Source organism: Mycolicibacterium vulneris (assembly GCF_002104765.1).
GTDB lineage: Bacteria > Actinomycetota > Actinomycetes > Mycobacteriales > Mycobacteriaceae > Mycobacterium > Mycobacterium vulneris.
Genome location: NZ_NCXM01000027.1, coordinates 47598 through 73806, shown reverse-complemented (window position 1 = coordinate 73806; position 26209 = coordinate 47598). Strand labels below are relative to the sequence as shown.

At 66.3% G+C, this 26209-nt stretch carries 21 protein-coding genes, 2 pseudogenes and 1 riboswitch; of the genes and pseudogenes, 14 read left to right on the top strand and 9 right to left on the bottom strand.

Annotation, left to right across the window (positions count from 1 at the left end):
- Positions 1-193: 193 nt before the first annotated feature.
- From B8W69_RS22580 to B8W69_RS22550, 7 genes are all read right to left on the bottom strand, one after another.
- Positions 194-1678 carry an aldehyde dehydrogenase family protein gene (locus tag B8W69_RS22580; protein WP_085291989.1) on the bottom strand — a complete coding sequence of 495 codons (1485 nt, stop codon included), beginning with the start codon at positions 1676-1678 and terminating at the stop codon, positions 194-196.
- Between the two features lie 114 nt (positions 1679-1792).
- Complete coding sequence (locus B8W69_RS22575) at positions 1793-3007, bottom strand: cytochrome P450 (protein ID WP_085291988.1); 1215 nt, start codon at positions 3005-3007, stop codon at positions 1793-1795.
- Positions 3008-3016: 9 nt separating this feature from the next.
- Positions 3017-4021 carry an SDR family oxidoreductase gene (locus B8W69_RS22570; protein ID WP_085291987.1) on the bottom strand — a complete coding sequence of 335 codons (1005 nt, stop codon included), beginning with the start codon at positions 4019-4021 and terminating at the stop codon, positions 3017-3019.
- Positions 4014-5156, bottom strand: a complete 1143-nt coding sequence (locus tag B8W69_RS22565; RefSeq protein WP_085291986.1) for a spirocyclase AveC family protein — start codon at positions 5154-5156, stop codon at positions 4014-4016. Before B8W69_RS22565 ends, B8W69_RS22570 begins: the two co-directional genes overlap by 8 nt.
- On the bottom strand, positions 5156-6274 hold the full coding sequence (locus B8W69_RS22560) for an ABC transporter substrate-binding protein (RefSeq protein WP_085291985.1): 1119 nt from the start codon (positions 6272-6274) through the stop codon (positions 5156-5158). Before B8W69_RS22560 ends, B8W69_RS22565 begins: the two co-directional genes overlap by 1 nt.
- Before the next feature lie 82 nt (positions 6275-6356).
- Positions 6357-7232, bottom strand: a complete 876-nt coding sequence (locus B8W69_RS22555; protein WP_085291984.1) for a CbbQ/NirQ/NorQ/GpvN family protein — start codon at positions 7230-7232, stop codon at positions 6357-6359.
- A gap of 56 nt (positions 7233-7288) precedes the next feature.
- Positions 7289-9010: a nitric oxide reductase activation protein NorD gene (locus tag B8W69_RS22550; RefSeq protein ID WP_439330636.1), complete on the bottom strand. Its 1722-nt coding sequence runs from the start codon at positions 9008-9010 to the stop codon at positions 7289-7291.
- 124 nt (positions 9011-9134) lie between these two features.
- Between B8W69_RS22550 and B8W69_RS22545 the strand changes: the two genes are divergently transcribed.
- The 11 genes and pseudogenes from B8W69_RS22545 to metE all read left to right on the top strand — a co-directional run bounded on the left by B8W69_RS22545 (position 9135) and on the right by metE (position 20400).
- Positions 9135-10109, top strand: coding sequence for an SDR family NAD(P)-dependent oxidoreductase (locus B8W69_RS22545; protein ID WP_085292018.1), 975 nt, complete (start codon positions 9135-9137; stop codon positions 10107-10109).
- Positions 10110-10287: 178 nt separating this feature from the next.
- Complete coding sequence (locus tag B8W69_RS32030; protein WP_342744708.1) at positions 10288-10554, top strand: nuclear transport factor 2 family protein; 267 nt, start codon at positions 10288-10290, stop codon at positions 10552-10554.
- Positions 10502-11659 carry an acyl-CoA dehydrogenase family protein gene (locus B8W69_RS22535; RefSeq protein ID WP_085291982.1) on the top strand — a complete coding sequence of 386 codons (1158 nt, stop codon included), beginning with the start codon at positions 10502-10504 and terminating at the stop codon, positions 11657-11659. The genes B8W69_RS32030 and B8W69_RS22535 overlap by 53 nt, the downstream gene beginning before the upstream one ends.
- Entirely contained in the window at positions 11656-12777 is a 1122-nt protein-coding gene (locus B8W69_RS22530) for an acyl-CoA dehydrogenase family protein (protein WP_085291981.1), read from the top strand. The genes B8W69_RS22535 and B8W69_RS22530 overlap by 4 nt, the downstream gene beginning before the upstream one ends.
- A gap of 17 nt (positions 12778-12794) precedes the next feature.
- A pseudogene (locus B8W69_RS22525) lies at positions 12795-13040 on the top strand (nitroreductase family protein); the annotation flags it as partial.
- Positions 13041-13178: 138 nt separating this feature from the next.
- Positions 13179-14456 (top strand): TetR/AcrR family transcriptional regulator, encoded by a 1278-nt coding sequence (locus tag B8W69_RS22520; protein ID WP_085291980.1) that lies wholly within the window; start codon positions 13179-13181, stop codon positions 14454-14456.
- A 97-nt stretch (positions 14457-14553) separates the two neighbouring features.
- The gene (locus B8W69_RS22515) at positions 14554-15399 is read left to right on the top strand and encodes an SDR family oxidoreductase (protein ID WP_085291979.1); all 846 of its coding nucleotides are present in this window, start codon (positions 14554-14556) and stop codon (positions 15397-15399) included.
- 26 nt (positions 15400-15425) lie between these two features.
- Positions 15426-16067: an SDR family oxidoreductase gene (locus tag B8W69_RS22510; protein ID WP_085291978.1), complete on the top strand. Its 642-nt coding sequence runs from the start codon at positions 15426-15428 to the stop codon at positions 16065-16067.
- Positions 16068-16283: 216 nt separating this feature from the next.
- On the top strand, positions 16284-17513 hold the full coding sequence (locus B8W69_RS22505; protein WP_085291977.1) for a glycosyltransferase: 1230 nt from the start codon (positions 16284-16286) through the stop codon (positions 17511-17513).
- A gap of 104 nt (positions 17514-17617) precedes the next feature.
- A pseudogene (locus B8W69_RS31565) lies at positions 17618-17704 on the top strand (NAD-dependent dehydratase); the annotation flags it as partial.
- A 52-nt stretch (positions 17705-17756) separates the two neighbouring features.
- A riboswitch (cobalamin riboswitch) is annotated at positions 17757-17974 on the top strand.
- A 137-nt stretch (positions 17975-18111) separates the two neighbouring features.
- Positions 18112-20400, top strand: a complete 2289-nt coding sequence (gene metE, locus B8W69_RS22500; protein WP_085291976.1) for a 5-methyltetrahydropteroyltriglutamate--homocysteine S-methyltransferase — start codon at positions 18112-18114, stop codon at positions 20398-20400.
- A gap of 50 nt (positions 20401-20450) precedes the next feature.
- On the opposite strand, the gene B8W69_RS22495 is transcribed toward metE, so the two are convergent.
- Positions 20451-22202 carry a DUF3556 domain-containing protein gene (locus B8W69_RS22495; protein WP_085291975.1) on the bottom strand — a complete coding sequence of 584 codons (1752 nt, stop codon included), beginning with the start codon at positions 22200-22202 and terminating at the stop codon, positions 20451-20453.
- A 125-nt stretch (positions 22203-22327) separates the two neighbouring features.
- On the opposite strand from B8W69_RS22495, the gene B8W69_RS22490 reads away from it, so the two are divergent.
- The 3 genes from B8W69_RS22490 to B8W69_RS22480 all read left to right on the top strand — a co-directional run bounded on the left by B8W69_RS22490 (position 22328) and on the right by B8W69_RS22480 (position 25513).
- On the top strand, positions 22328-22549 hold the full coding sequence (locus tag B8W69_RS22490; protein WP_085291974.1) for a hypothetical protein: 222 nt from the start codon (positions 22328-22330) through the stop codon (positions 22547-22549).
- A 159-nt stretch (positions 22550-22708) separates the two neighbouring features.
- Positions 22709-24073 carry a flavin monoamine oxidase family protein gene (locus tag B8W69_RS22485; RefSeq protein ID WP_085292017.1) on the top strand — a complete coding sequence of 455 codons (1365 nt, stop codon included), beginning with the start codon at positions 22709-22711 and terminating at the stop codon, positions 24071-24073.
- 78 nt (positions 24074-24151) lie between these two features.
- Positions 24152-25513, top strand: coding sequence for an HNH endonuclease signature motif containing protein (locus tag B8W69_RS22480; RefSeq protein WP_085291973.1), 1362 nt, complete (start codon positions 24152-24154; stop codon positions 25511-25513).
- Here the strand turns inward: B8W69_RS22480 and B8W69_RS22475 are convergent, their stop codons facing one another.
- Positions 25514-26035: a DoxX family protein gene (locus B8W69_RS22475; RefSeq protein ID WP_085291972.1), complete on the bottom strand. Its 522-nt coding sequence runs from the start codon at positions 26033-26035 to the stop codon at positions 25514-25516.
- Positions 26036-26209: the final 174 nt, after the last annotated feature.

Genomic DNA, 26209 nt, shown 5'->3' with positions numbered 1-26209 from the left:
AGTGGTACCCCCAACGATTCAAGTTGCCCACCGATTCAAGGAATACGACAGGGGCGGTGACCACTATTTCGAGTGGAGCATCGTCTGCACACTCAAACGGCCGCTGCCGCCAGGTCAAACCGGGATTGCCGCCACGGTCGCAATCAAGCCCGAAAACCGCGACCCTGACGGCAATCTCGTCGAAGGGTGATTTCTAGCCGGCGGGGTAGGCGACCGACTTGATCTCGGTGTACTGGTCGAATCCGGCAATACCGTTCTGGCGTCCCACGCCGCTTTCCTTGTAGCCGCCGAACGGTGTGTCCGCGCCGTACGGGGCGCCGCCGTTGACGCCCATGAAGCCGGCCTTGATCCGGCGGGTCACCGACAGCGCACGCTCGAGCGAACCCGCAAACACGTTGCCGGCCAACCCGTACACGCTGTCGTTGGCGATCCGGATCGCGTCCTCCTCGTCGTCGAACGGGATGACCGACAGCACCGGGCCGAAGATCTCCTCCTGCGCGATGGTCATCTTGTTGTCGACGTTCGTGAAAAGCGTTGGCCTGATGAAATATCCCTTGTCGAAACCGGTTTCCGCACCGGGTCCGCCGACCAGGGCCGTGGCGCCCTCCTCGACGCCCTTCTTGATGTAGTCCGTCACGCGGTCGAACTGTCGTTGCGAGATCACCGGCCCACACAGCGTTCCCGGGTCCTGCGGGTCGCCGCACGTGACGTTCTCGTAGATGTTCTTGAGGATCTCGACGCCCTCCTCATAGCGGGACCGCGGCAGCAGCAGCCTGGTCGGGTTCGCACAGCCCTGACCGGCGTGCATGCACGGCGCGATGCCGACCATGCACGCCGTCCCGAAGTCGGCGTCCTCCAGCACGATGGTGGCCGACTTGCCGCCGAGTTCGAGGAACAGCCGCTTCATGGTCGCGGCGCCCTTCTCCATGATCCGCTTGCCGACCACCGTCGAGCCGGTGAACGAGATCAGGTCGACCTTCGGCGACAGCGTGAGCTCCTCGCCCACGAAGTGGTCCGAGGCGGTGACGACGTTGACGACGCCCGCGGGGATGTCGGTCTTCTCGGCGATCAGGCGGCCGAGCCGGTTCGCGTTGAACGGGGTGTTGGGGGCCGGCTTGAGCACCACGGTGTTGCCGGTGCCCAGCGCCTGGCCGAGCTTGTTGAGGGTGACCTCGAACGGGAAGTTCCACGGCACAATCGCGCCGACCACGCCCACCGGTTCCCGCCACACCTTGCGGGTGGTCAGCGTGCCGGTCAGGCTGATCACCTTGTCGCCCAGGTCGGTTTCCCACGCGTACTCGTCGATCAGGCGTGCGGGGTACTTCAGCCCGTCCTCCAGCGGGGCGTCCAGCTGGGGTCCGAACGTGATGGCCCGCGGGGAGCCGACCTCGAGGATGAGCTCCTCACGCAGCTCGTCGATCTCGGACTCGATCGCCTCGTGCAGCTGCAGCAGGCAGCGCTTGCGCAGCTCCTTGTTGGTCGACCAGTCGGTCTCGTCGAAGGCGCGCCGGGCGGCGTCGATGGCCCGGTGCATGTCCTCCTTCGACGCGTCCGAAACCTCGCCGAGCGACTCCTCGGTCGCCGGGTTGATGTTGGCGAAGGTGCCGGCCTGGCCCTCGACGAGCTTGCCGTCGATCATCATTTTCGGCTCGAAGCGGACCTTTACAGCCTCAGTCATATCTGTCACTCTCTTCTGACTCGTTAGAGGGGCGTCCCGCAGAGCGCTGGTTACCCTACGGGGAGCCTTACTGGAAACTAGCCGATTGGCAAGTGGAGCCTCGGACGGGGCCGGTTATTGGGGGTCGAACAGCACCGGGACCGACGTCGGTGACCGGAAGACCTGGCCGCGAATATGCGGGTCGATCCCCTCGGGGTCCAGCCGCAGGTTCGGCAACCGGTCGAGCAGAAGGTTGATGGCGGTGCGCATCTCGAGCCGCGCCAGGTGCATGCCGAGGCAGACGTGCACGCCGTGCCCCCAGCCCAGGTGGCCCTTGGGCGAGCGGAAGATGTCGAACGAGTCCGGTTCGGGGTAACGGTCTTCCTGCCGATTGGCGGCGCCCAGCATCGGCATCACGCTTGACCCGGCCGGGATCGGCACCCCGCCGAGTTCGGTGTCGCGGGTGGCGACCCGGGTGATGGTCAACAGCGGCGGTTCCCACCGCACGCCCTCCTCGATGGCCTGCGGCAGCAGCGAGCGGTCCGCGCGGATGGCGTCCAGTTGCTTGGGATCGGACAGCAGAGCGAGCAGCAGGTTGCCCAGCGCGCGGTAGGTGGTCTCCACCCCGGCGGGCAGCAGCAGACGCAGGAACGAATAGATCTCCTCGTCCTCGAGCTTCTCGCCGTCGATCTCCGCCTGGGCCAGCGCGCTGATCAGATCGTCCTTGGGCTCCGCGCGGCGGGCCGCCAGGATCGGCGCGAAGTAGTCGCACAGCGCCGCCGAGGCGGCAAGTCCGCGTTCCGGATTCAGGATCCAGCTCAGCAGCGAGATGGACCAGCGCTGGAACTGTGGGTAGTCCGCCTCGGGCAGGCCCAGCAGACCGGCGATGATCTGACTGGGATAGTCGAAGGTGAATTCCTTGACCAGGTCGGCCTTGCCGTTGGCGGCGAACTTGTCGATCAGACCATTGGCCACGCGTCCGACCAACTCGTCCTCCCAGCGCGCCAAGGCCTTCTGCGAGAACGCCTTTGACACCAGTGACCGCAGCCGGCCGTGTATCGGCTCGTCCATGCCGAGCATGACGCGCTCCCCCAGGACGGGGCCGAACGCCGCGATGACGGCCGCCGAGGAGAACGTTTCGTTGTCGCGCAGCATCTGCTGCGCCTCCTCGTGCCGGTAGACGATGAAGACCGGCTTGGATTCCTCATGGGGCATCCCGGAGGTGTCCAGGCGCTGAATCGGTTCCTCGCGACGCAGCCGGGCCAATTCGGTGTACGGGTCGCGCACGTCCCCGGAGACCGCCTCGTCGAATGCGCCGAAGTCTTCTAGATCGTCGAAAAGTTGTTCCATGATTGCCCCTTAATCCCCTTGCGGCGCAGCATTCGTTTGCGACGAGAACCGCCCCGCCACCGCGGCCAAGCGCTGCAGTACCGGCTGCGGAAGAACCCGGGCGACGAAAACCATCGCCTTTTGACTTGTCGTCAACGGCCACGCCCCATCGCGCATCGACCCCTGCCGGGGTATGCCCAGCACGATCCGCGACATGTGATGCATGCCCGACGCCGGCAGGATCCTGTTGGCCACCAACAGCATCGAGGCGTCCGGCCCGATGCCCCGGCGGCGGAATGCTCCCCGGTCATCGATCGCCTTGAGCAGGCCGTCGGTGAACCGTTCCGGCGGCCGCGCCAATTTCATCGCGAAGCGCCCGCGGCTGTTCATGGTGTTGTGCAGCCGGGCATACGGACCACCGAAGTTTCGGTCATCGGTGGTGCCGGCGTCGGTGATGATCTCGGTGTCATACGTGCCGGCGACCAGGACGGTGACACCGAGACCGAACGGCGCGATTTCGCACGCCATCGATTCCCCCCACCGCTCCAGCGCTCCCTTGGCCGCGGAGTACGGCGCGGTGGCGGGCTGGCCCCGCACCCCGGCCGCGCTGGACACCAGGATGATTCGCCCTTGACCCGCCGCCCGCATCGACGGCAGCAGGGCCTGGGTGAGCGTGACGGGGCCCAGGACGCTGGTGGCGAGCATGCGCTGCCACAACGCCATGTCGGTCTCCTCCACCATGCCGGCGGCCGAGATACCCGCGTTGTGCACCAGTGCGTACGGTGCGCCCACGGCTTCCTCGATTGTCTTGGCCGCCGCGGCGATCGACGCGCTGTCGGTCAGGTCGAGCTGGACGCCGATCAACCGCTCGTCATCGGGGGCAGCCCCGGTAGCGTCGCGCAGCAGCGGCATTCCCTGGTCGGGAGTGCGCATGGCCGCGACCACACGCCACCCCTCCCGGTACATCCGAACCGCCGAGGCGAAGCCCAGTCCGCGGGATGCGCCGGTGATGACGACCGTGCGCGGCTCAGCCATGCTGGCCCGCCGTCGCACACGCGCCCTCACCCGGCGGCGGGGGGATGACGTGGGGTCGCCCGTTGGGCTCCCCGCTCGCCCAGGTCGACCAGATGCCGACCGAGTAGGGGCCCTGAGCGCCCGCCTTCTCGTAATACCCTTGCGGGTCATACACTTTGGCTTCCGGATACGGCCACGGGCAGGCCACCGAGGTGGCGGCGTGGCTGACCTTGATGACCCAGAACCAGCCGCCGTAGGCGAAGTACGACACATTGATGATGACGAACATCACCAGGAACGTGCCCAGCACCGGGCGCGACGGGAACAACTTCGCTTTTGCGGCAAGCTTTTCCGCCACCGACTTACCGGTGTCGTCGCGGTAGCAGAGGATCGCGGCCGGCACCATCACGAAGCACACCGAGAACGATTCCCAGATCAGCGGGAACTGGAAGGTGGTGCCGGTGAACACTGATCCCCACGGAATCACCTGCGAGTAGATGTACATGCCCCAGTGGATGAGGATGTTTTCCAGGAAGGCATCGAAAATGAACCCGATCACCAGCGTGATCAGCCCCAGGCTGACCAGGGGATGCCGCGACACATAGCTGGTGGGTCCGTACTTTGCCTGCAGTCTGCGCAGCAGCCAGACCGCCGGGAAGTAGGGGCCGAAGTAGAACATCACGTAGCCGAAGACCACGAACGGTTCGACGGTCGGCGACAACGACACGAGTGGCCAGGATTCCGGCCAGTGAACGAGATCGGGGTTGTAGACCGCGAACGGTGACCAGTTCATGATCGGGTCCTGCCACACGATCAGCGTGGTGCACAGGAACATCAACATCACCGGGCTACCGGGATTGCGGCGCCAGCCCCTGATGAAGACGATCAACAGCACAATCAGCGCCCCGACCGTGGCCCAGTCCAGGAACGCGATGTAGTCCAGACCGAACGTGAATTTCACCGGGCGGGGCCGGCCCTGCACATTCGGGTTCGCGACGCGAGGGTCAAGGGCCACACGGCAATTCGCGATGAAGAACAGCGCGAAGGCGGCCAGCGCCGCGGCGGCGATCCAACCGCCCCAGCCGCGCTTGGCTTTTCGCTGTGCGGCGGCCGGTTCCTCCTGCTCGGCAGGAGGTGTGGTTTGTTCTGTGGACATCAGTCTTCCTCTCCGAAGCGATCCACCAAGTGCGAGTTGATGCCATCGGCGTCGAGGGTGCGCGCCACCAGGTACCCGGCACCCATCCAGGCCCGGCGTGTCCATTTGCCGAACGACACGCGGGTACCAGGCGCGCCAGACGCGGCGGGCATCATCTTGACCCGCTCCAGCGCCTCTTTGACGCCGCGCGGGCTGAGCGGATGGGCGTCGGTGAACGCGCGCACGAGGGTCGCGGCGACGTCGCGGTTGACCACGGTCACGCAGAATTCGGGGCGGCTCCCGTCGTACTTCTTTGCGTAGCTGTCGAGGAAGTCCTGGCCGATTCGATTCGCCTCGTCGTATTGGTCGACACCGATCCAGCCCATGAATGCATTCCACATGATCGGGTTCACCCAGGCGTTCTGCCACGCCGTCGTGGTGAAGCGGGGCGGGTCCCAGCCGAGGGACTCGAGCGCCGGGTTGATGAAGACGATTCCGAAGCCGAAGCCCAGGTGCACGATCGCCTCGGCCTTTGCCTCGTGCAGCGTCTGCACCGCGGCGTTGATGTCCTGGGCCGTCTGCGCGATCGCGACTTCCGCGACGATCCGAATGCCTTTGCGCCGGCAGGCACTTCGCAGGTTCTTCAGGTAGCTCTCACCAATGAGGCTCTGCTCGACCAGGACACCGATTTCGGTGAGCCCGCGCTTGGCGATGAGGTCGGCCAGGAAGATCGGTTCATCGGTCATCGATCCCTGGGGGAAGGCGAATGTCCACTCGCCCAGCCAGTCGTCGGTGCCGGTCACGCTGATCGCGGGTACCTTGAACCGTTCCTCGATCGCTTCTCGCAACGGCACGCAGTTATCGGTGATGTTCGGGCCGAAGACCACCAGGCAGCCCTCGTCGACCAGTTCGCCATACGCATCGATCACCGCCTTGACCGAACCCTTGGGCAGTCCCTCCACCTCGCGATAAATCATCTGCACGGGACGGTCCATCAGGCCCTGACCGGTTGCTTCTTCGAAGATGAGGTCGAACGTACGGGTGAAGGAGGCGAACAGCTCTTCGGGGAACCCCGGCGGGAGCTTGAAGTCCATCAGGTAGCCGACCTTGATCGGTTCTGCGCTGCTCTCGTAGGACATCCGACCTCCCAGGTGACTGAATTGCGCGCGCCGATCGAAAACCTAATATTTGTTCAGGCCCTAGCGGGGGCGGTATGCAGCGTCAATCATCGGACCCGCCGGACCCGCCGGACCCGTCCGTACCCAGGTAAATCTGGATCATTTCGCCCAGCGCCTTGCCCACCGCCACGTCGTCGGTCAGCGGACCCGCGATGGCGGCCCGCGCCGCCTCCCGCATGCTCAGGCCCTCGGCGACCAGCCTGCCGGCGGCGATCAGCACCCGCGTCGAAGCCACCTCGCGCAGCCCGCCCGTTTCCAGCCGGCGGATGGCCTGCCCGAACCGGACCAGCTCGGCCGCGGTGGTCCCGTTGACGCCCGCCTCGTGCGCGACGATGCATTCTTCGATATCGGCCGTGGGGAAATCGAATTCGATGGCCACCATCCGCTGCCGCGTCGAATCCTTCAGATCCTTCAACACGCTCTGATAGCCGGGGTTGTACGACACCACCAGGCCGAATCCGGGCGCCGCGTCCAGCGTGACGCCGAGTCGCTCGATGGGCAGCTGTCGCCGATGGTCGGCCAGCGGATGCAGCACGACGGTGGTGTCCTGCCGGGCTTCCACCACCTCGTCGAGGTAGCAGATCGCGCCCTCACGCACCGCCCGGGTCAGCGGGCCGTCCACCCACACCGTCTCGTCGCCACGCAGCAGGTAGCGGCCGACCAGGTCCGCCGTGGTGAGGTCGTCGTGGCAGGCGACGGTGATCAGCGGACGCCCCAGGTCGTGGGCCATCGCCTCGACGAATCGGGTCTTTCCACACCCGGTCGGACCCTTCAGGACCAGCGCCAGGCCCTGGCGGTAAGCCGCCTTGAAAACGGCCTCTTCGCCGCCGACCGCTTGGTAGTAGGGCCGCACTTCTTCCTTTCCGTCCGCGTCGGACGGACCGCCGTTGAAGTACGCAAGACCGGACTCGTTGGCCATAGCTTCCCTTCCGCTACTTCCGGCGATTGGAGCCTAGCCGGAACAGATGTTTGTTTTCAAGTGCTCTGCCGGGCGGTGTTTACGTTTTCGCGCGCCAACTGTGTTCTGGGACTTGGCATCACCGATAATCTGCGGCGAACCTCCGCCGAGCGCAGCGCGGATCGGAACAGCGGTCCGATCACACCGGCGAGCTGATCGGGGCGCGCGATGGTGGCGTGCGCCGTGCTGCCGAACACCCGGCGCAGCAACAGCACGTCGGTTCCCGCGCCGATCGTCAGGCATACGCAGCCGGTCCCCCGGCGGCGGGCCTCGGTCAGCGCGCGGCGCGCGTCCGCGGCACCGTACGCCCGCTCGTAGCCATGGTCGTAGGCCAGTCCATCGGAGAGCACCACCAATAGCCGCCGCGACGTACCGCCGCGCGCCTCCAGAGTCGCCGAACCGTGCCGGATCGCCGCGCCCAGTCGTGAATACGCGCCGGGTTCCAAGCTGTTGAGCCGCCGGATGACCTGGGAATTCAGCTGGTCGTCGAACCGCTTCACCGGCACCATGCTCACCGCGCGACGGCCCTGCGAGTAGTACGCGTACAGCGCGACACGGTCACCCAGATCGTGCAACGCCACGGTCAGGTTGGCGACGGCCGCACGCTGTTGTTCGTGCACCGTGCGCCCTGCCGTTCCGGGTTCGCCCGACGAACCCGACACGTCGAGCAGCAGCAGCACCGACAGGTCGCGACGGCGCCGCAGGCTGTCGAGGTACACGGCCTCGTCGGGCACCGATCCGGCCCGCACCTCGACCCGAGCCTCGACCGCCGCGTCGATGTCGATGTCGTCGCCCTGCGACTGCCGGTGCCGACGGTGCAGGCCCATGCCGAGCCGCGACAGCGGCCGCCGCACGCCGATGGCGTCGTCGATGGCCTGGGTGGCCGACCCCTTGATCTGTGGCTCGACCTCACGCACCGTGCACCAGGCCGGCCGATAGCTCTTGCGCGCGACGTCCCACTCGGGATACCGCACGCCGTCCGCGGCGGTCTGCCCATCGTGGTCGGCGTCGCCGTCGTCGCCGGAGGTCGAGGCCAGCGACGCGACGGCGTATGCGCCGCGCTTGCCGGAACTGATGCGGTGGGTCGGATTGTCCGCGCCGGGCGGGCCGCCGCCACTTCCGGTCTTGCGCGCGGACGACAGCATCTTCTTCAACCACTTGCCGATGAATCCGCCACCGCCAACCGGGCTGGTGAACAGGTCGGGATCGTCGGAGTCGTCGACCTCACCGTCGTCGAGCTCATCGAGTTGCGTTGCGCCATTGCGCCGCGGCACATGGCCGGCCTTCTCCTCCTCGTCTTGTTTGGCCACCCCGGCACACGCGGCAATGACCTTCGCCGCACGGATCACGCCGAACCCCGGCGGCGGGTCCTCGAGCGCCCCCCGTCTGGCGGCAATGTCGAGCGACGCGTCGGGCGAATCGCTGCGACCCGCGATGTCGCGATCGCCGAGCGACGCCAAAACGCTTGGCAGCAACGGGGCGTTGGCGACCAGTGCGCGGTGGCCTTCGACCGAGAGGTAACGCTTGGCCAGCTTGCGGCGGCGAACCAACGCGCCCACCACATCGGGCTCCAGGCTGCCGGCGGCGATCATCGACGCTTGCACGGCTACGGCTTTCAGTTGCGCGCGCGGCGCGGCCGCGGCATCGACGTGAATCGTCTGGCCGTCGGTCCATGCCGGTTCACCCGGTGGCAGCCCGGCGACCGCGACGGCCCGGCCCGCGAGCGCGGAGGCAAGCATGCCCAGGGCCTGCAGTCGGTCGGCACCGGCGCCGTCCTCCACGCTCAACCTCCAGATTGTTGACCAAATATCTGTTCCACCGTAAAGTCCGGCTGCACAGCAGTCAATGAATCAGGAGCGCACGATGATTGACTTCACCGGCCAGGTGGCGCTGGTGACCGGGGCCGGTCGGGGACTCGGTCGGCTGTACGCGCTGGACCTGGCCCGTCGCGGGGCCGCCGTGGTGGTCAACGATCTGGGCGGCTCGATGCGCGGCGAGGGTTCCGACAGAGGCGTCGCCGATGAGGTGGTCGACGAGATCACGCAGGCCGGCGGCCGGGCGATCGCCTCGTACGACTCCGTGGACAATCCGGCCGGCGGCCAGGCGATCATCGATGCGGCCGTGGACGCCTTCGGGCGCATCGACGCGGTCGTCAGCAACGCCGGCATTTTTGGCAGCGTGCCCTTCGAGGACCTCTCGCACGATGACTGGAGGCGGATGCTGCGCGTGCATCTCGACGGCGGCTTTCACCTTTCCCAGCCCGCATATCGCGTGATGAAGAACAACGGGGGCGGACGATTCGTGTTCATCTCGTCCTCCGCCGGGATTTTCGGCCAGCCGATGGAGGCCCACTACGCGGCGGCCAAAGCCGGATTGGTCGGACTGGCGAACGTCATCGCGATCGAAGGCGAGGCGCACGGGATACTCGCTAATTCCGTTATGCCCACCGGCTTCTCGCGGATGGTCACCGAGACCGTTGGCGACGAGAAGTTCCTCGCCGAATCCGGCTTCATGCAAGCCATCCGGCCCGAGCTCGTGGTGCCGCTGGTGACATTCCTGGCCAGCACGGCCTGCACGTTCACCCACCGCAACTATTCCGCGGCCGCCGGCCGCTATGCGCGGGTGTTCGTTGGTCTCACCGAGGGCTGGCTCGCCGAGGCCGAGAGTCGGCCAACGGCCGAGGACATCGAGGCGCATCTCGAACAGATGTCGTCGACCGAGAAGTTCATCGTGCCCGCATCGATCGTCGATGAGGTGCTGGAAGTGTGTGAGCGACGCGGCGTCAGCCCGATGCCGGACAACGCTGAGGTCGCATTCCCCGAACCCCGAGGGAGCTGATCGTGGACGGCGAATTGCGCAACCAGGTCAGGCATCTCACCGACCGCGCGGTGATCTGCCTACCACGACGGCGCCGTCGACGACCACGTCGGATTCGTCGGCGAGGTGGACGATTTCATCGACCGGGCGCTCGCGTATCACGGCAGCCAGACGCGATACCAGCACTATCTGCTGAACCATCGACGTCGACGGCGACGAGGCGCACGCGGAGACCTACTACCTGTTCATCGGGACCGACCGTGAACCGGCGAACCACATGACGGTCTCCGGCGGTCGTTACGTGGATCGCCTGGAGCGGCGTCGCGCATGGCCGCCAACATCATTGACCAGCTATCCGCTCAACCGTAGAGTCCGGCTGGGTCAGGGTTTTACGACGCAAAAGACAGAGGAACGTGGACTTCTCATACCCGGCGGACGTGGAACAGTTCCGCATCGAGCTGCGTGACTGGCTCTCGCAGAACCTGACCGACGAGCTGGTGGCCGCGCGCCGGCCCACGGGCCGCGACGACGCCGCGTTCGAGATGTTGCGCGCGTGGAACGCGACGATGGCCGACGCGGGATGGGCCGCCGTGTCCTGGCCGCCCGAATACGGTGGGCGCGGCGCAACCGTGCTCGAGCAGCTGGTCTACACCGAAGAGACCACGCGCGCTCGAGCTCCGATGCCGCTCAACGTGATTGGGCTCAACAACACCGCCCCGGCAATCATGCAGTACGGCACCGAGTCGCAGAAGCTCACGCTGCTCCCCCGCATGATGCGCGCCGACGACATCTGGTGCCAGGGAATGTCGGAGCCCGAGGCGGGGTCCGATCTCGCGGCGCTGCGCACCCGCGCCGTGCGATACGGCCCGAAAGATAGTGACTTCGTCGTCAACGGCCAGAAGATCTGGACCTCGCTGGGGCATCGGGCCGACTGGTGTCAGCTCTACGTGCGCACCGATCCCGAAGCACCCAAGCACAAGGGGATCTCCTGCCTGATCGTCGACATGACGCTGCCGGGCATCGAGGTCCGCCCGCTGGTCACGCTAAACGGTGACGCCGACTTCGCCGAGGTCTTCTTCCACGACGTGCGGGTGCCGGTGGACGCGTTGCTCGGTCCGCTCAACGCGGGCTGGCAGGTGGCCACCACCACGCTCAGCCACGAGCGCGCCGGAGCCGCCAGGCTGTACGCGGAGATGCAGGTGCGGCTCGAAGAGTTGGTCAACGATCTCGCCGCGGCCGGCACCGGCGCGCTAGACCATCCGGTGACGCTGCGGCGCCTCGGCGAAATCGCGGTTCGTATCAAGTATCTCGAGGTCCTGTGTCAGCGGTCGATCTCGGCGACGCTGCACGGCGGCGACGCACTGGGGTCGGCCAGCCTCGCCAAGACCGTGTGGGGCGAGATCGGCCAGGACCTGGCTGCACTGGCCTTCGACACCCTCGGCACCCAGGGCGCCGGCGCGCCGTGGGCGAACTACCGCCTGACGTCGCGGTCGCTGACCATCGCGGGCGGTACCACGCAGATCAACAAGAACATCACCGCACAACGAGTGCTGGGACTGCCGCGCAAATGAACCTCGAACTCACCGACGAGCAGGTGGCGCTGCGCGACACCACACGGCGCTTCCTCGCCGAGAAGGCATCGATTTCGCAGCATGTGCGGGCGCTGCTCGACGATCCGGCCGGGACGGACGATGCGGTCTGGCGCGGCCTCGCCGATCTCGGAACCACCGGCCTGCTGGTCCCGGAGGAGTACGGCGGCGCCGGCATGACGATGGTCGAGGCCGGCATCGTCGCCGAAGAGCTGGGCGCCGCGTTGCATCCGGGGCCGTGGCTGTCGACCGCGGTGGCCGCCGCGCGGGCGCTGACCCGGCTCGGGGACAACGACATCGCACCAAAGTTGTTGCGCGGCATCGCCGACGGCAGCACCGTGGCCACGGTCTGTTTCCCGGATTCGGCGAACACCTCGGTCGCCGCGAGCCGACGCGATGACACTATCGAGTTGCGCGGCGAGATCACCGCGGTGCCCGACGCCGCGGCCGCCGATGTTCTGCTCGTGGTCGCCGAAGATGACCACGGCAGCGCGCTTTTCGCGGTGCGGGCCGGCTCGTCCGGGCTGTCGGTCGCGCCCGAGCACGGCATCGACCAGACCCGCAAGCAGTTCCGCGTCGCGTTCGACGCGGTACCCGCGCAGCGACTGGCCGCGGTGCCCGCGGACGACCTGGCGGCGGTGATCGACGACGTGTTGATCGCCACCGCGGCCGACGCGCTCGGCGCCGCGCGCGCCATCATGGGCCTCGCCGTCGAATACGCGAAAAGCAGAACACAATTCGGTCAGCCGATCGGCTCCTTCCAGGCCATCCAGCACCTGTGTGTGGACATGTTCGAGACGGTCGAGCTGGCCCGCAGCGGTGTGATCCACGCGCTGTGGGCCAGCGACGCGTTCCCGGGAGCCGACGGTCGATCCGGCGAAGAGCGTCATCTCGCCGCGATGCGCACGAAGGCGTTCGCGGGACGATTGGCCACCGTGGCCGACACCGCCATCCAGGTGTTCGGTGGGATCGGCTACACCTGGGAGCACGATGCTCACCTCTACCTCAAGCGCCTGCTGAGCTGGAGCGCGTTGCGCGGCGGCCCCGACGAATACCTCACCGAACTCGGTGCGCGCCTTGCCAAGAGAGGCCGTCAGTGATGGATATCGAGTACCTGCTCTTCCCGCCGGTGTGGAATTTCCAGCTGGCGCTGCACACCCGGGGATACGGGACGTGCACCACCACCCTGCATCTGCATCACGAAGAGGAAATTCGGAACCTGCTCGGGATCCCGCCAACCTACGTTTAGGGTTGTCTGTTGCCGGTGGGGCGGCTCCGTGCGGGTCGCACGTTCTCACCGGCGCCCCGGCGGCCGCTCGAGGAGGTGGTTGCGTGCGACCGCTGGGACGGCCCCCCGCTCTAGAATGGGGCTTTCACCGCTTTGTGCAGCGCATTCATCGCACACAGTCTGATAGCCTCTAACAAAGATTTGGTTCGGCAAGAGAGGACGAATGCGAATGTTCGCCAGCCCGCAATCGTCCGGATTTGCACACCGCTAACCATGGCGAAGGCCGAGTCACTGCGAGGCAGCGGCACAGCTGATTCTCCGAGCCGCCGCGCCGAGATCCTAGCCACCGCCGCGTCATTGATCGCCTCCTCGGGGCTGCGGACGTCGCTGCAGGAGATCGCCGATGCCGCGGGCATTCTTCCCGGCAGCCTCTATCACCATTTCGAGTCCAAGGAAGCCATCCTCGTCGAGCTGATCCTGCGTTACCAGGAGGATCTGGAGCGCATCGGGCGGTCCGCGCAGGAGAGGCTGGACGGACCCGACGCCCGTCCGGTCGCCGACCAGATCATCGAGCTCGGATCGGCGATCGCCAACTGCGCCGTCGAACACCGCGCGGCGTTGCAGATGTCGTTCTACGAGGGGCCGGGTACGGATCCGGAGCTGACCAAGCTGACGCAGCAGCGGCCGGTGGCTATCCAGGAGGCGATGCTGCAGACGCTGCGCGCCGGCCGGTGGAGCGGCTACATCAAACCCGACATCGATCTGCCGACATTGGCCGATCGAATCTGCCAGACCATGCTGCAGGTCGGCCTGGACGTGATGCGCCACAGTTCGTCGGCCAACCAGGTGGCCGAACTGCTGTGCCGAATCATCCTGCAGGGCTTGGCAACTCGTCCTCCCACCGACGCGGCGCTGGACCGGTCCAACGCCTTCGCCGCAGCCAAGGACGTCATCGCGACGTGGTCCGACGACAGTGACGCGGACCCGAGCGACAAGGCGGCGCTGGTGCGCGCGGTGGCCCGAGCGGAATTTGGCCGCAGGGGGTACGAGGTCACCACCATCAGGGACATCGCCTCGGCGGCCGGTCTCGGCACCGGCACCGTATACCGGGTGATCGGGTCGAAGGACGAACTCCTGAACTCGATCATGCGCTCTTTCGGCAAGAAGGTGGAGGCGGGCTGGGTCAGCGTGCTGCGTTCCGACGCCACACCCACCGAGAAGCTGGACGCACTGAGCTGGGTCAACGTCAATGCGTTGGATCAGTTCTCCGACGAGTTCAGGATTCAACTGGCCTGGATGCGGCTGTCACCGCCGACCGCGAATCCGGGCTGGTCCTACGCCACACGCCTTCGGCAGATGAAATCGCTGCTCTCCGAAGGGCTGCGCTCCGGCGAGATCGCGATGGACGCCCCGTCGACTGCGATGCTGGCGCGCTGCCTTATCGGATTGCAGTGGATCCCGGAGAACATCCTCGCCGAGATCGGCAAACGCCCTGCTTTGCTGCACGTTCGTGACACCGTGCTGCGCGGCGTCGCCGTCCGCGGCAAGTAAACCTCAATTAACCCGCCCCGGTCTTGAACCAAATAACTGTTACCCATACAGTTGAGCAGTTAGAACCGCGTTGGCATTATCCGAGAAGGGGATTTCCATGTCTATTGTCGATCGGTTGCGCTACGACGGTAAACGGGCGCTGGTTGTCGGCGGCGCGACTGGCATGGGCGCCGCGGCGGCCAAGTCAGCGGCCGAGCTAGGCGCCGAAGTCATCGTGATGGACTACGCGCCGGTGGACTACGAGGTCGCCCAGTCCGTCCAGGTGGACCTGCGCGACCCCGCGTCCATCGATTCCGCCCTCGAGCAGATCGACGGCCCCATCCACGCGGTGTTCTCGGCAGCCGGCGTCGCCGACGGCACGATCGACCTGATGAAGATCAACTTCATCGGCCACCGCCACCTCATCGACCGGCTGCTGGAACACAACAAGCTCCCCAACGGCTCGGCCATCTGCTTCATCTCCTCGGTCGCCGGCATGGGCTGGGAGAACGACTTGGACCTGATGCTCGAATTTCTGGCCACGCCGGACTTCGCGGCGGCCGAGGCGTGGTGCCAGGCGCACGAGGCCGAAGGCATCAACCACTACGGCACCAGCAAGAAGGTGATCAACACCTACGTGGCCACCCAGGGCTATCCGCTGGCGAAGAAGGGCATTCGAATCAACGCGATCTGCCCGGGCCCGACGGACACCCCGCTGGCCCAGGCCAATGCGGACCTGTGGCTGTCCTTCGCCCAGGACTATCGCGACGAGACCGGCTCAAAAGTGCACACCCCCGAGCAGATGGGCGACGTGATGACCTTCCTCAACAGCGAGGCGGCCTGCGGCGTCAGCGGGATCACGCTGCTGGTGGACTCCGGACACACCATGGCCTCGATGACCGGCGCCTACGCCCCCGGCAAGCCGATCATTGATCTGATCATGGGGCGAGTGCAGCTCACGTAAGTCTTCAGCGCGTAACGTCGGTGGGTATGGCACGCATCGTCGTCATCGGCGGCCACGGCAAGGTCGCGCTTCAACTGGCCCCCATCCTGACCAAACGCGGCGACGAGGTGACTTCGGTCTTCCGCAATCCGGACCACTCCGACGACGTCGCGGCCACCGGCGCCCACCCGGTGGTTGCCGACATCGAGCAACTCGACACGGGTGCGCTGGCCACTCTGGTGGCCGGCCAAGACGCGGTCGTCTTCTCCGCCGGGGCCGGCGGCGGCAACCCGGCGCGGACTTACGCCGTCGACCGTGATGCGGCCATTCGGGTGATCGACGCCGCCGCGCAGGCCGGCGTCAAGCGGTTCGTGATGGTGTCGTACTTCGGCGCTGGCCCGAATCATGGTGTACCGCCGGACGATCCGTTCTTCCCCTACGCGGAGTCCAAGGCGGCGGCGGACGCTCACCTGCGCGCCAGCGACCTGGACTGGACGGTGCTCGGACCCGGCTGGCTCACCTCCGATCCCGCGACTGGACGAATCGAGATCGACCGGGAAATGCGCGAAGTCTCGCGTGCGGACGTCGCACTCGTCATAGCCGCCGCACTGGCGGAAGATGCCACGATCCGCCGAACCATCGACTTCAACAACGGCGATGTCCCCATCGCTCAGGCACTGGCGGGCTGAGCGCGGCAAGCAGCGGAGTAAGTTTCACAGCGCAGCTGGTCTGCGGTAGCCGCAACCGCGGCGCCGGCATCGAGCGTGCCAGTCTTTTGCGTATGCGATATCGGGCGCGGCATCATCTGGCGCTGAGTCGGGCTCACGCCGACGTCACGAGCTAGTCTAAGGCCGTTCAATGACATCACGTCGAAGTCGACATCACCTCGAAGTCGGGTTGCGCCGATGAAAGTTCTGCTGGCGGCCTACGGAACTCGCGGCGACGTCGAACCTCTCGCCGCCGTCGGACGGGAACTGCTGCGCCGAGGTCATGACGTGTGCATGGCTGCGCCGCCTCACATGTGTGGCTTCGTGGAGTCAGTGGGGCTTGACGTGGTTGCGTGGGAGTCCACGCCGTGGCAGGGCTACGGGGATTTCATCGGCAACGCGAACGGCCAGATTCCGTTTGGTGCGATGGTCGAAATCATGGAGCATGTCGCCCGTGCCTGGGCGGAGTGGTGCACCACTCTGCTGGCGCTGGCAAAAGGGGCCGACCTGCTGGTAGTGAACAAAGGCGGACAGGGGCGGGCCGCCATCGTCGCGGAGTATCACGACATTCCGCTGGCCGTGCTGAGTTTCTTCCCTGGGGAACCGCCGCGCTTGGATGGCATGCTCGGGCACATAACCAGGGACGCTGAAGACGCCCAACGCCGCGCATTAGGCCTGCCGGAGACAACCGGATCCTTTGAATCGCTGGAGATCCATGCCTACGACGAGCTCTGCTTTCCCGAAATGGCAACGGAATTGGCGAAACAGGGTGGGCGATCGCCCTTCATCGGCGCGCTGACACTGGAGTCACCGACGGATGCCTACGACGAGGTCTTGTCGTGGATTGCGGCGGGGACACCGCCGATCTATTTCGGGTTTGGCAGCATGTCGATCGAATCTCCGGCCCACACGATCGCCGCGATCAGCGCGGCCTGCGCGCATTTGGGCGAGCGGGCGTTGGTTTGCGCCGGCTGGAGTGACTTCAGCGACGTCCCCCATTTCGAGCACGTCAAGGTGGTGGATGCGGTGAATTTCACGACCATCTTCCCGACCTGTCGCGCGGTGGTCCACCACGGTGGTTCGGCCACCACGGCTGCGGGTCTGCGGGCCGGAGTGCCCACGTTGATCCTGTGGTTTTCGGTCCAAGATCAACCGATGTGGGCCGCCGCGGTCGAACGGCTCGAAGTGGGTGCCGGTCGGGCTTTTTCGGAAAGCACCGCAGCATCACTCGTCACGGACCTGCGTTCCATCCTCACTCCGCAATGTATGAGCCGAGCCCGTGAGGTCGCGGCCCAGATGACCACGCCCGCCCAGAGCGTTGCCAGCGCCGCCGATCTTCTGGAAGAAGCTGTCCGACTCGGGCGCTCGTCCACCGGTATGTCTGAAGTCTCCGCTAACGACCGAATTGACGACGTCGCCGGTCACTAGCCCTATACCGTGGTGTTCAAAGAGACGTCTTAATCCCGGAATCCGGGGAAGAGGCCCGAAACTCATCGCAATTGCGTGACCCCACGGTGGTACGCCGCCTCAGCTCCGCATTGGCGGACGACTCCACCATCGGCCGCACCATCGACTTCAACTGCGGCGAAGTTCCCATCACTGAGGCACTGGCTGGGTAATGCCGCCACCAGCCGAGTATGCTGCGCTACGCAGCTGGTCTGCCGTCGCCGCAAACGTGGCGCCGGCATCGAGCGAAGCAACGTTAGTAACGCTTCGTAAGAGGGAACCCGGTGGGAATCCGGGACTGTCCCGCAACGGTATGCAGGAACGACCGCCGTCAGAGTTTTTGGCAAGCACTGGTCACTACGACTGGGAAGCGACGGCCACTAGGAGCACCACCGAAGTGCGCGCCTGCGAGTCCGGAGACCTGCCAGCTGTGCCGGGCGCGCCGCGTCCGGCGGCTCATCGCCTCGAGGAATGGGCGCTAGGCTGCAGCCGTTGCGGTTGGTACCCGGGTACGCACCGCTAACGGATTGGCTGCACGTCCGCCGGCGGTGACCACCACGCCGATTTAAGGACGAATATCGTGACCCCTCAAGCATTCACCGCAACGGTTGTCGGCTCGCCACGCATCGGTCCCAAGCGCGAACTCAAGCGCGCTACAGAGGGCTACTGGGCCGGACGCACCAGCCGGGCCGATCTGGAAAAGGTCGCCGCCACGCTGCGAAGCGACACCTGGACGGGCCTCGTCGACGCCGGCCTGGACTCGGTGCCGGTGAACACCTTCTCCTACTACGACCAGATGCTCGACACCGCGGTCATGCTGGGCGCGCTGCCGGCCCGGGCCGCGCAGGTCCCCGACGACCTCGACCGCTACTTCGCCGCGGCGCGCGGCAACAAGGACATCGCGCCGCTGGAGATGACCAAGTGGTTCGACACCAACTACCACTACATCGTCCCCGAGATCGGACCCAAGACCACATTTTCGCTGAACCCAGAGAAGGTGCTTTCGGAGTTGAAAGAGGCACGAGGTCTTGGGATTCCGGCCCGTCCGGTGGTCATCGGACCGGTCACGTTCCTGCTGCTGAGCAAGGGCGTCGACGGTGGCGGAGCGCCGATCGAGCGGCTGCAGGAGCTGATCCCGATCTACTCGGAGCTGCTGTCGCTGCTCGCCGACCCGTCCGTTGGGGGCGCGCAGTGGGTACAGCTCGACGAGCCCGCACTGGTCACCGACATCTCCCCCGACGCGCCGGCTTTGGCCGAGGCGGTCTACAACAGGCTGGGTTCGGTGAGCAATCGGCCGGCCATCTACGTCGCCACCTACTTCGGTGACCCCGGCGCCTCCCTGGCCGGGCTGGCCCGTACGCCGGTGGAGGCGATCGGTGTCGATCTGGTCTACGGGACCGACACCGCGGTGGCTTCTCTTCTTGGGGCGCCCGGCTTAGCCGACAAGACGCTGGTCGCCGGTGTGGTGGACGGGCGCAACATCTGGCGCACCGACCTGGAGTCGGCCCTGGGCAAGCTTGCCGCCCTGCGGGGCTCGGCGGCCCACGTGGTGGTCTCGACGTCCTGCTCGACGCTGCACGTGCCTTACTCGCTGGAGCCCGAGACGGGCCTGGACGACGCGCTGCGCAGCTGGCTGGCGTTCGGGCAGGAGAAGGTCGCCGAGGTGGTTACGCTGGCCCGGGCACTCAACGAGGGCCGCGACGCGGTCGCCGACGAGATCGCCGCGTCCAACGCCGCGGTGGCGTCCCGCAAGAGCGACCCGCGCCTGCACAACGACCGCATCCGGGCGCGCATCGACTCGATCGTCGCGTCGGGTACGCACCGGGGTGACGCCGCCCAGCGTCGCACCAGCCAGGACGAGCGGCTGCACCTGCCGCCGCTGCCGACCACCACCATCGGGTCATTCCCGCAGACCGTCGAGATCCGTAAGGCGCGCGCCGCGCTGGTCGCCGGCGAGATCGACGAGGCCGAGTACCAGAGGCGGATGAAGCAGGAGATCGCCGACGTCATCAAGCTGCAGGAGAGCCTGGGGATCGACGTGCTGGTGCACGGCGAGCCGGAGCGCAACGACATGGTGCAGTACTTCGCTGAGCAGCTGGACGGCTTCTTCGCGACGAAGAACGGCTGGGTGCAGTCCTACGGCAGCCGCTGCGTGCGCCCGCCGGTGCTCTTCGGCGACGTGATCCGGCAACACCCGATGACGGTGGAGTGGGCCAAGTATGCGCAGTCGCTGACCGACAAGCCGGTCAAGGGCATGCTGACCGGCCCGGTGACGATCCTGGCGTGGTCGTTCGTCCGCGACGACCAGCCGCTGGCCGACACCGCCAACCAGGTGGCGCTGGCCATCCGTGACGAGACCGTGGATCTGCAAGCTGCGGGCATCGCGGTGATCCAGGTCGACGAGCCCGCGCTGCGGGAGCTGCTGCCGCTGCGTCGGGCCGACCAGGAGGACTACTTGCGTTGGGCCGTAGGCGCTTTCCGGTTGGCCACCTCCGGCGTCGCGGACTCCACCCAGATCCACACTCACCTGTGCTACTCGGAATTCGGTGAGGTGATCGGAGCCATCGCCGACCTGGACGCCGACGTCACGTCCATCGAGGCGGCACGCTCGCACATGGAAGTGCTGGACGACCTGAACTCGGTCGGCTTCTCCAACAGCGTGGGTCCGGGCGTCTACGACATCCACTCACCGCGGGTGCCGAGCACCGAGGAGATGGCCAAGTCGCTGCGGGCGGCGCTGAAAACTGTTCCGGCGGAACGGCTTTGGGTCAACCCCGACTGCGGGCTGAAGACCCGTAACTCCGACGAGGTGGCCGCGTCGCTGAAGAACATGGTTGCCGCCGCCCAGGAGGTCCGGGCCGGCGTCTAGCCCTCAGCCGAGGCCGGGCGTCGCGCTAGCGTGGCGCCCGGCCTTCGCCGTCACTCTGGCGTGGCAGTCGACGGTGACTCGTCCGAGAGCAGTTGCACCGGAACGTCGTCGGCCCACGGCTGGCGGACCACCATATCGGCGACCCGAACGATGCCGCGCTCGAATTCACCGGTCGCCGCATCGACCAACCGGTACTCCTGGGTCTGCTTGTGGATCGGTTGTGCGTCGAGCAGGACCACGCGGACCTCGCCCGGTTCGAAGTGGCAGCGCTCCTGCAGGGCGGCGATCAGTTGCTCATTGTGCATGTGGCCGTCGCCGAAGTTCCAACCGATTGCGGTGCTGCAGATCCGCTCGCCGTCGGTGATGACGTAGTCGTCCTCGTTCTGCCCCGCCATGGCGCGGTGCGCCAGCGTGAACAGCGCGCGTCCGTGAGTGTTGAAGCCGCGGAACGCATATCCCATGTAGATCGGGATCTGCGCCGCCTCGGGGCTGCCGTAGAAGCGCTCCAGCTGGGCCTGCGGCATGCTGGCGATCGCCACGATGCCCCTGCCGATCTTGTCGCTGGCCGAGGGCTTGATGCACCACAGGGTGGTGTCCCAGTTGCCTGCGTAGTAACGCATCCCGGGTAGGAACGAGATCTTGCGCGGAAACATGTTGCCCAACACGACGATTCCCGCGACGACGACGAACAGGACCGCCACCACCACCGGGTGCCGCAGGTCGCGCAGCCCGATGTGGGTGTGCGCGACGAACAACGACAACACACCGAAGATCATGAAGACGTTCCACTCCAGCGGCACGCCCATCGGGATCGAGACCAGGATCCCCAGGTGGAAACAGACCATCACGATGGCGGCGATCGTGACGGGCCAGCCGCCGTGACAGAAGAACAGCGGTAACGGCACCAACATCTCGATGGCGGTGCTCAAGTGCGCCATCCACCGCGACAGCCGTCCCGGCCGCAGATCATCCGGGAAGCTCTCGAAGAAGCGACGTTTCAGCCACCGGGGCCGCACCAGCGGGTTATTGGACATCATCGTGGAGATGACGAACGGAAAGTGTTTGTTGAGCTTGGATGTGGCGGCGCCCATCCAGATCACCAGGAACACCACTTTGGACCCGACGATCATGTCGGGCGCGGCGAACAGGAACGTCACCGCCATGGTCGCGTACACCTCGCCGCGGGCGGCCAGGAAGATCACCTTGTCGCGCAGGCCGACCACCGCCAGCAGCAGCAGTATCAGCACGATCTTCCATGCGGGCAGCAGCCCGATCTTGGTGCCCAATTCGGGTATCGGTCCGGTGCCGTCGGCGAACAGCGCCGCCAGCGTCACCAGAAGGAACAGCGCGTACAGCGCGACGTCGACCGGTTTGCGCTTGGTGCCCTTGGTGAGCGGGACCCGATCCGGCCACGGTGGCAGGCGGATGGTGCCGAAGCGCATCCAGTACAGGATCGAACCCATCGGCGGGAAGAACCGGTTGTTCAAAGGGCCGAAGCCGCAACCCAGCCCGACCACCTCGAAGAGCATCGTGTAGAGAACCACCTTCTCGAACACGATCGGCTCCGACCACCACGACGCGACGCGCGTGAAGCCGCCGAGGCCGTCGGTGGCCGACGCGAACACCCACGCGCCGAGGATGTAGAGCAGGATTTTGACGACATAAAACAGATGCAGCACGACCGGAGTGCCGAAGCCCACCTCGGCCCAGTGCTTGGCCATCGGCCGGATCTTTTCGCTACGGGTGCCCTTGTTCCATTCGGCCATGTCGAGCTGCGGCAGCTCGGGCTTCAGAAATCCCATGGTTTCACAGACTAGAACCTGTTCTAGGGCTGCGTACTGCGACCTTGGGCAAGAAACCTTTGCCTGCGCCTTTCGCGCCGATACCGTTGAAGGCGGGTCGACGTGCGCTTAGGGGGATTGTCATCATGAGCAGGCCTTGGTCCCTCACATCGGTAACGGTTATCGCCGTCTTCGCGATCACGTCGGCCGCCGAAGGCCGCGCCGACCCACCGATGCCCGGTGACGAGTGCACGGTGTTGCACTCGACCACTCAGGACGTCAACAACAGGCCGATGTGGTGCAACCCAACGACCACCGGACCCCATGCCCTGGTCTGGCAATACGGCGGGCCTTCGTCAGCCGATTAGCCTGTGCGCCACCATACTTCAGCCACCCGCCGGGCCTGCGTTACCACCCGCCGGGCGGCCGGGCGCGCGAACTCCCGCGGAAACCTGAGTTAACCGGCCACCGCGCGCATGCGGCCGGTGTAGTTTGCTGCTGGGGTGGACGAGGTTGAGGAGCCAGCCGTGTCTGAGGTCGATTACTGCGTGGTCGGAGCGGGATTCGCGGGCTTGACGGCCGCGTTGCGGCTCAAACGGGCCGGCCATGCGGTGGCCTTGCTGGAGGCCCGTGATCGGGTCGGTGGCCGCACCTTCACCGAGACCCGAACCGACGGGACATGGATCGACCGCGGCGGCGCATGGATCGGTCCGGGCCAGGACCGAATCTATGCGTTGATGAACGAATTCGGCGTGCCGGAGTACAAGCAGCACAACGACGGTGACGCCGTGATGATCGTGGGTGGCAAGAAACACCGCTACGGCGGCACCATCCCGTGGACCATGAGCCCGTGGGCCGTCGCCAACCTCGGGCTTGGTTTGGCCGCCATCGAGAAGATGTGCAAAGCCATTCCCCGCGAGGCCCCGTGGAAGGCGAAGAAGGCCCAGGAATGGGACCGCATCAGCATCGGGCAATGGATCGAAAAGAACTCGATGTCCAAGGACGCCGCCGAGATGCTGGACATGGCTTTCGCCGGCCTCTACACCTCGGCAGCCTCGGAGACGTCGTTGCTCTGGGGGCTGCTGCAGACGGCCTCCGCGGGCGGACTCACCTTCGCGATATCGGGCAAGGGCGGCTCGCAAGATGCCCGCCCGGTCGGTGGGATGGGGGCGCTGCACCGTCCGATGGTGGCCGAACTGGGCGACGCGCTCCATCTTTCGCAGCCGGTCCGGCAGATCAACCAGGATGGCGACAGTGTGACGATCACCGCGGCCGACCTGACGGTGCGGGCGCGCCGCGTCATTGTCGCGATCCCACTGGCGATCGCCACCTCGATCCTGTATGAGCCGATGCTCCCGGTGGACCGGGCATTTCTGCACCAGCGCATGCCGAGCGGCGCGGTCATCAAGACCTCGCTCATTTACGGCGAGCCGTTCTGGCGCGCCGACGGATTCTCCGGCCAGTCCGCAGCGCCCGGGTCGCCGGCCACCCTGACCATCGACGCCTGCACGGACACCGGGGACCCGGGAATCATGTGCGTCATCACCGAAGGGCCCGCGGCACGCCGGCTGACAAGCCTCGACGAGGCCGAGCGCAGGGCGCTGGTGATCGGCGAACTCGTCGACCGGTTCGGCAGCAAGGCCAAAGCGCCGCTGGAGGTCCACGAGCAGAACTGGACGGTGGACCGCTACTCCGGTGGCGGAATGATCGGCCACGCCCCCACCGGCGTGCTGACCGAATTCGGCTATACCTTGCGTGAACCCTGTGGCCGGATCCATTGGGCCGGCACCGAGAGCTCGGCCGTCATGTGCGGGTGGATCGATGGCGCGATCCGCTCCGGCGAGCGCGCCGCGGCCGAGGTGGCCGAGGCCGAGACCGAGGCCGTCGCGTAGCCAAATCACTTGTGACACTTTTGTTTCAGTGGTTTCGGTGGGCGGGGTTTTGTCGGTGAGCCGTCATAGTATTCGAACATGCTTTCGAGTGCGCCGGACGACATCGATGCGGTGTTCGATGCCCTCGATGCCGACATGGACCGGGCCTGCGCGTTGTCGTTCGATGCATTGACCACCCCCGAGCGGTTGCGGACATTAGAGCGCCTCGAAACGCTGACGCGTCGCCTTCAAGTGCCCAGCCACCAGCTGATCAATCAGGTGGCCGCGCAATCGGATCCGGCCGAGTTGGGTGGCAAGTTGTCCTGGGCGCTGGCCGATCAGCTGCACATCACCCGGGCGGAGGCCGGACGGCGCATCGCCGAGGCGGCCGATCTGGGGCAGCGTCGGGCGTTGACCGGAGAGCCGTTGGCGCCGGTGTTGCCCGCGACAGCGGCGGCCCAGCGGGACGGGGCGATCGGGGCCGACCATGTGGCGGTGATCCGGCGGTTTTTCCATCAGTTGCCCGAGTCCGTCGACATCGAGACCTGTGTGCACGCCGAAAAGCATCTGGCGGCCAAGGCCGCCGAGTTTCGGTCCGAGCAATTCGCGAAGCTGGCCCAGCGCCTGATGGATTGCCTCAATCCCGATGGCAGCTACACCGATGCGGACCGGGCGCGGATGCGTGGGCTCGTGCTCGGCAATCAAGAGGCCGACGGCATGTCGCGACTGAGCGGATGGTTGACGCCGGAGGCACGTGCCAGCTGGGAGGCAGTGCTGGCCAAGCTCGCCGCCCCGGGCATGGCCAATCCCGACGATGACACGCCGGTCGTGGACGGCGCCCCCTCAGAAGAAGCGATTCACCGCGACACCCGCAGTGCCGCCCAGCGCAATCACGACGGTCTCAACGCCGCCCTGCGCGCAATTTTGGCCTCGGGAAAGCTCGGCCAGCACAATGGATTACCGGCCAGCATCATCGTCACGACCACGCTCGAGGACCTCGAACGCACAACAGGCACAGGTTTGACCGGCGCCGGAACCCTGCTACCCATGTCCGACGTCATCCGCCTGGCCCGACACGCCCACCACTACTTGGCGATCTTCGACCACGGCAATCCCCTGGCGCTGTACCACACCAAACGCCTGGCATCACCGGGCCAGCGCATCGTCCTGTACGCCAAAGACCGGGGGTGCACCGCCCCGGGCTGCGACGTCGCCGGCTACTACTGCGAAGTCCACCACGTCCAAGACTGGGCACATACGCATACCACCGATATCGACCAACTCACCCTGGCCTGCGGACCCCACCACCGGCTCCTCGACAAAGGCTGGACCACCCGAAAACGCGCCAACGGCGACACCGAATGGATCCCACCCGCACACCTCGACCGCGGCCAACCCCGCGTGAACACCTTTCACCACCCGGAGAAGCTGTTGGGGGGCGAGGACGACGACGGCCCGTAACTAACCGACTTGCTTGGCCGGCGGGCGGTAGAAGATCGCCAGCTGACCGATGGCGCCGGCCAGGCCCAACCCCGCCGAGATCACCAGGCCCTGCCAGCCGTCGAACCAGTTCTTCCCGAAGACCAGGTAGTCCAGGCTGTACTTGCCCGCGCCCAGTGTGGCCACGCCCACGGCGCTGACCGCCAGCACCAGGTTGTACTCCCAGCCCTCCTTGACGATGAAGAAGCCGTTGGCGCGGTGCACCGTCCAGGCCGCGACCAGCATCAGCGAGACGAAACCCGCCGCCGGGATCGGGGTGAGAAACCCGGCGGCCAGGCCCAAGCCGGCGGCCATCTCCGTGGTCGCCGCCACGGTGGCGTGGAACTTGCCGGGCTTCATGCCGATGCTCTCGAACCAGCGCGCGGTGCCCGGGATGCGGCCACCGCCGAAGAACTTGTTGTAGCCATGCGCGGCCAGCGTCACGCCCAACACCAGCCGCAGGATCAGTACTCCGACGTCATGGAACGTGCCATATGAAGTCATAACTGCAAACCTAGATCATGAGCAGGGTGGCACCACAAGAGCCGCGAGCAGCTACCCCGCTTTATCCGCTGGTCCGTGTGGGAACATAGCGGGCGTTCCGACGTCGGCCCGATCAGTAGCCACACCACCAAGGGGGTGCACCACGGCTGGCACCGCACGAGGCAGCGGCGCCCA

Excerpts from the sequence above, each read along its gene's own strand:
- B8W69_RS22580 (WP_085291989.1), bottom strand. The coding sequence starts at position 1,678 with ATGACTGAGGCTGTAAAGGTCCGCTTCGAGCCGAAAATGATGATCGAC.
- B8W69_RS22575 (WP_085291988.1), bottom strand. The coding sequence starts at position 3,007 with ATGGAACAACTTTTCGACGATCTAGAAGACTTCGGCGCATTCGACGAG.
- B8W69_RS22570 (WP_085291987.1), bottom strand. The coding sequence starts at position 4,021 with ATGGCTGAGCCGCGCACGGTCGTCATCACCGGCGCATCCCGCGGACTG.
- B8W69_RS22565 (WP_085291986.1), bottom strand. The coding sequence starts at position 5,156 with ATGTCCACAGAACAAACCACACCTCCTGCCGAGCAGGAGGAACCGGCC.
- B8W69_RS22560 (WP_085291985.1), bottom strand. The coding sequence starts at position 6,274 with ATGTCCTACGAGAGCAGCGCAGAACCGATCAAGGTCGGCTACCTGATG.
- B8W69_RS22555 (WP_085291984.1), bottom strand. The coding sequence starts at position 7,232 with ATGGCCAACGAGTCCGGTCTTGCGTACTTCAACGGCGGTCCGTCCGAC.
- B8W69_RS22550 (WP_439330636.1), bottom strand. The coding sequence starts at position 9,010 with ATGCTTGCCTCCGCGCTCGCGGGCCGGGCCGTCGCGGTCGCCGGGCTG.
- B8W69_RS22545 (WP_085292018.1), top strand. The coding sequence starts at position 9,135 with ATGATTGACTTCACCGGCCAGGTGGCGCTGGTGACCGGGGCCGGTCGG.
- B8W69_RS22530 (WP_085291981.1), top strand. The coding sequence starts at position 11,656 with ATGAACCTCGAACTCACCGACGAGCAGGTGGCGCTGCGCGACACCACA.
- B8W69_RS22520 (WP_085291980.1), top strand. The coding sequence starts at position 13,179 with ATGGCGAAGGCCGAGTCACTGCGAGGCAGCGGCACAGCTGATTCTCCG.
- B8W69_RS22515 (WP_085291979.1), top strand. The coding sequence starts at position 14,554 with ATGTCTATTGTCGATCGGTTGCGCTACGACGGTAAACGGGCGCTGGTT.
- B8W69_RS22510 (WP_085291978.1), top strand. The coding sequence starts at position 15,426 with ATGGCACGCATCGTCGTCATCGGCGGCCACGGCAAGGTCGCGCTTCAA.
- B8W69_RS22505 (WP_085291977.1), top strand. The coding sequence starts at position 16,284 with ATGAAAGTTCTGCTGGCGGCCTACGGAACTCGCGGCGACGTCGAACCT.
- B8W69_RS22495 (WP_085291975.1), bottom strand. The coding sequence starts at position 22,202 with ATGGGATTTCTGAAGCCCGAGCTGCCGCAGCTCGACATGGCCGAATGG.
- B8W69_RS22490 (WP_085291974.1), top strand. The coding sequence starts at position 22,328 with ATGAGCAGGCCTTGGTCCCTCACATCGGTAACGGTTATCGCCGTCTTC.
- B8W69_RS22480 (WP_085291973.1), top strand. The coding sequence starts at position 24,152 with ATGCTTTCGAGTGCGCCGGACGACATCGATGCGGTGTTCGATGCCCTC.
- B8W69_RS22475 (WP_085291972.1), bottom strand. The coding sequence starts at position 26,035 with ATGACTTCATATGGCACGTTCCATGACGTCGGAGTACTGATCCTGCGG.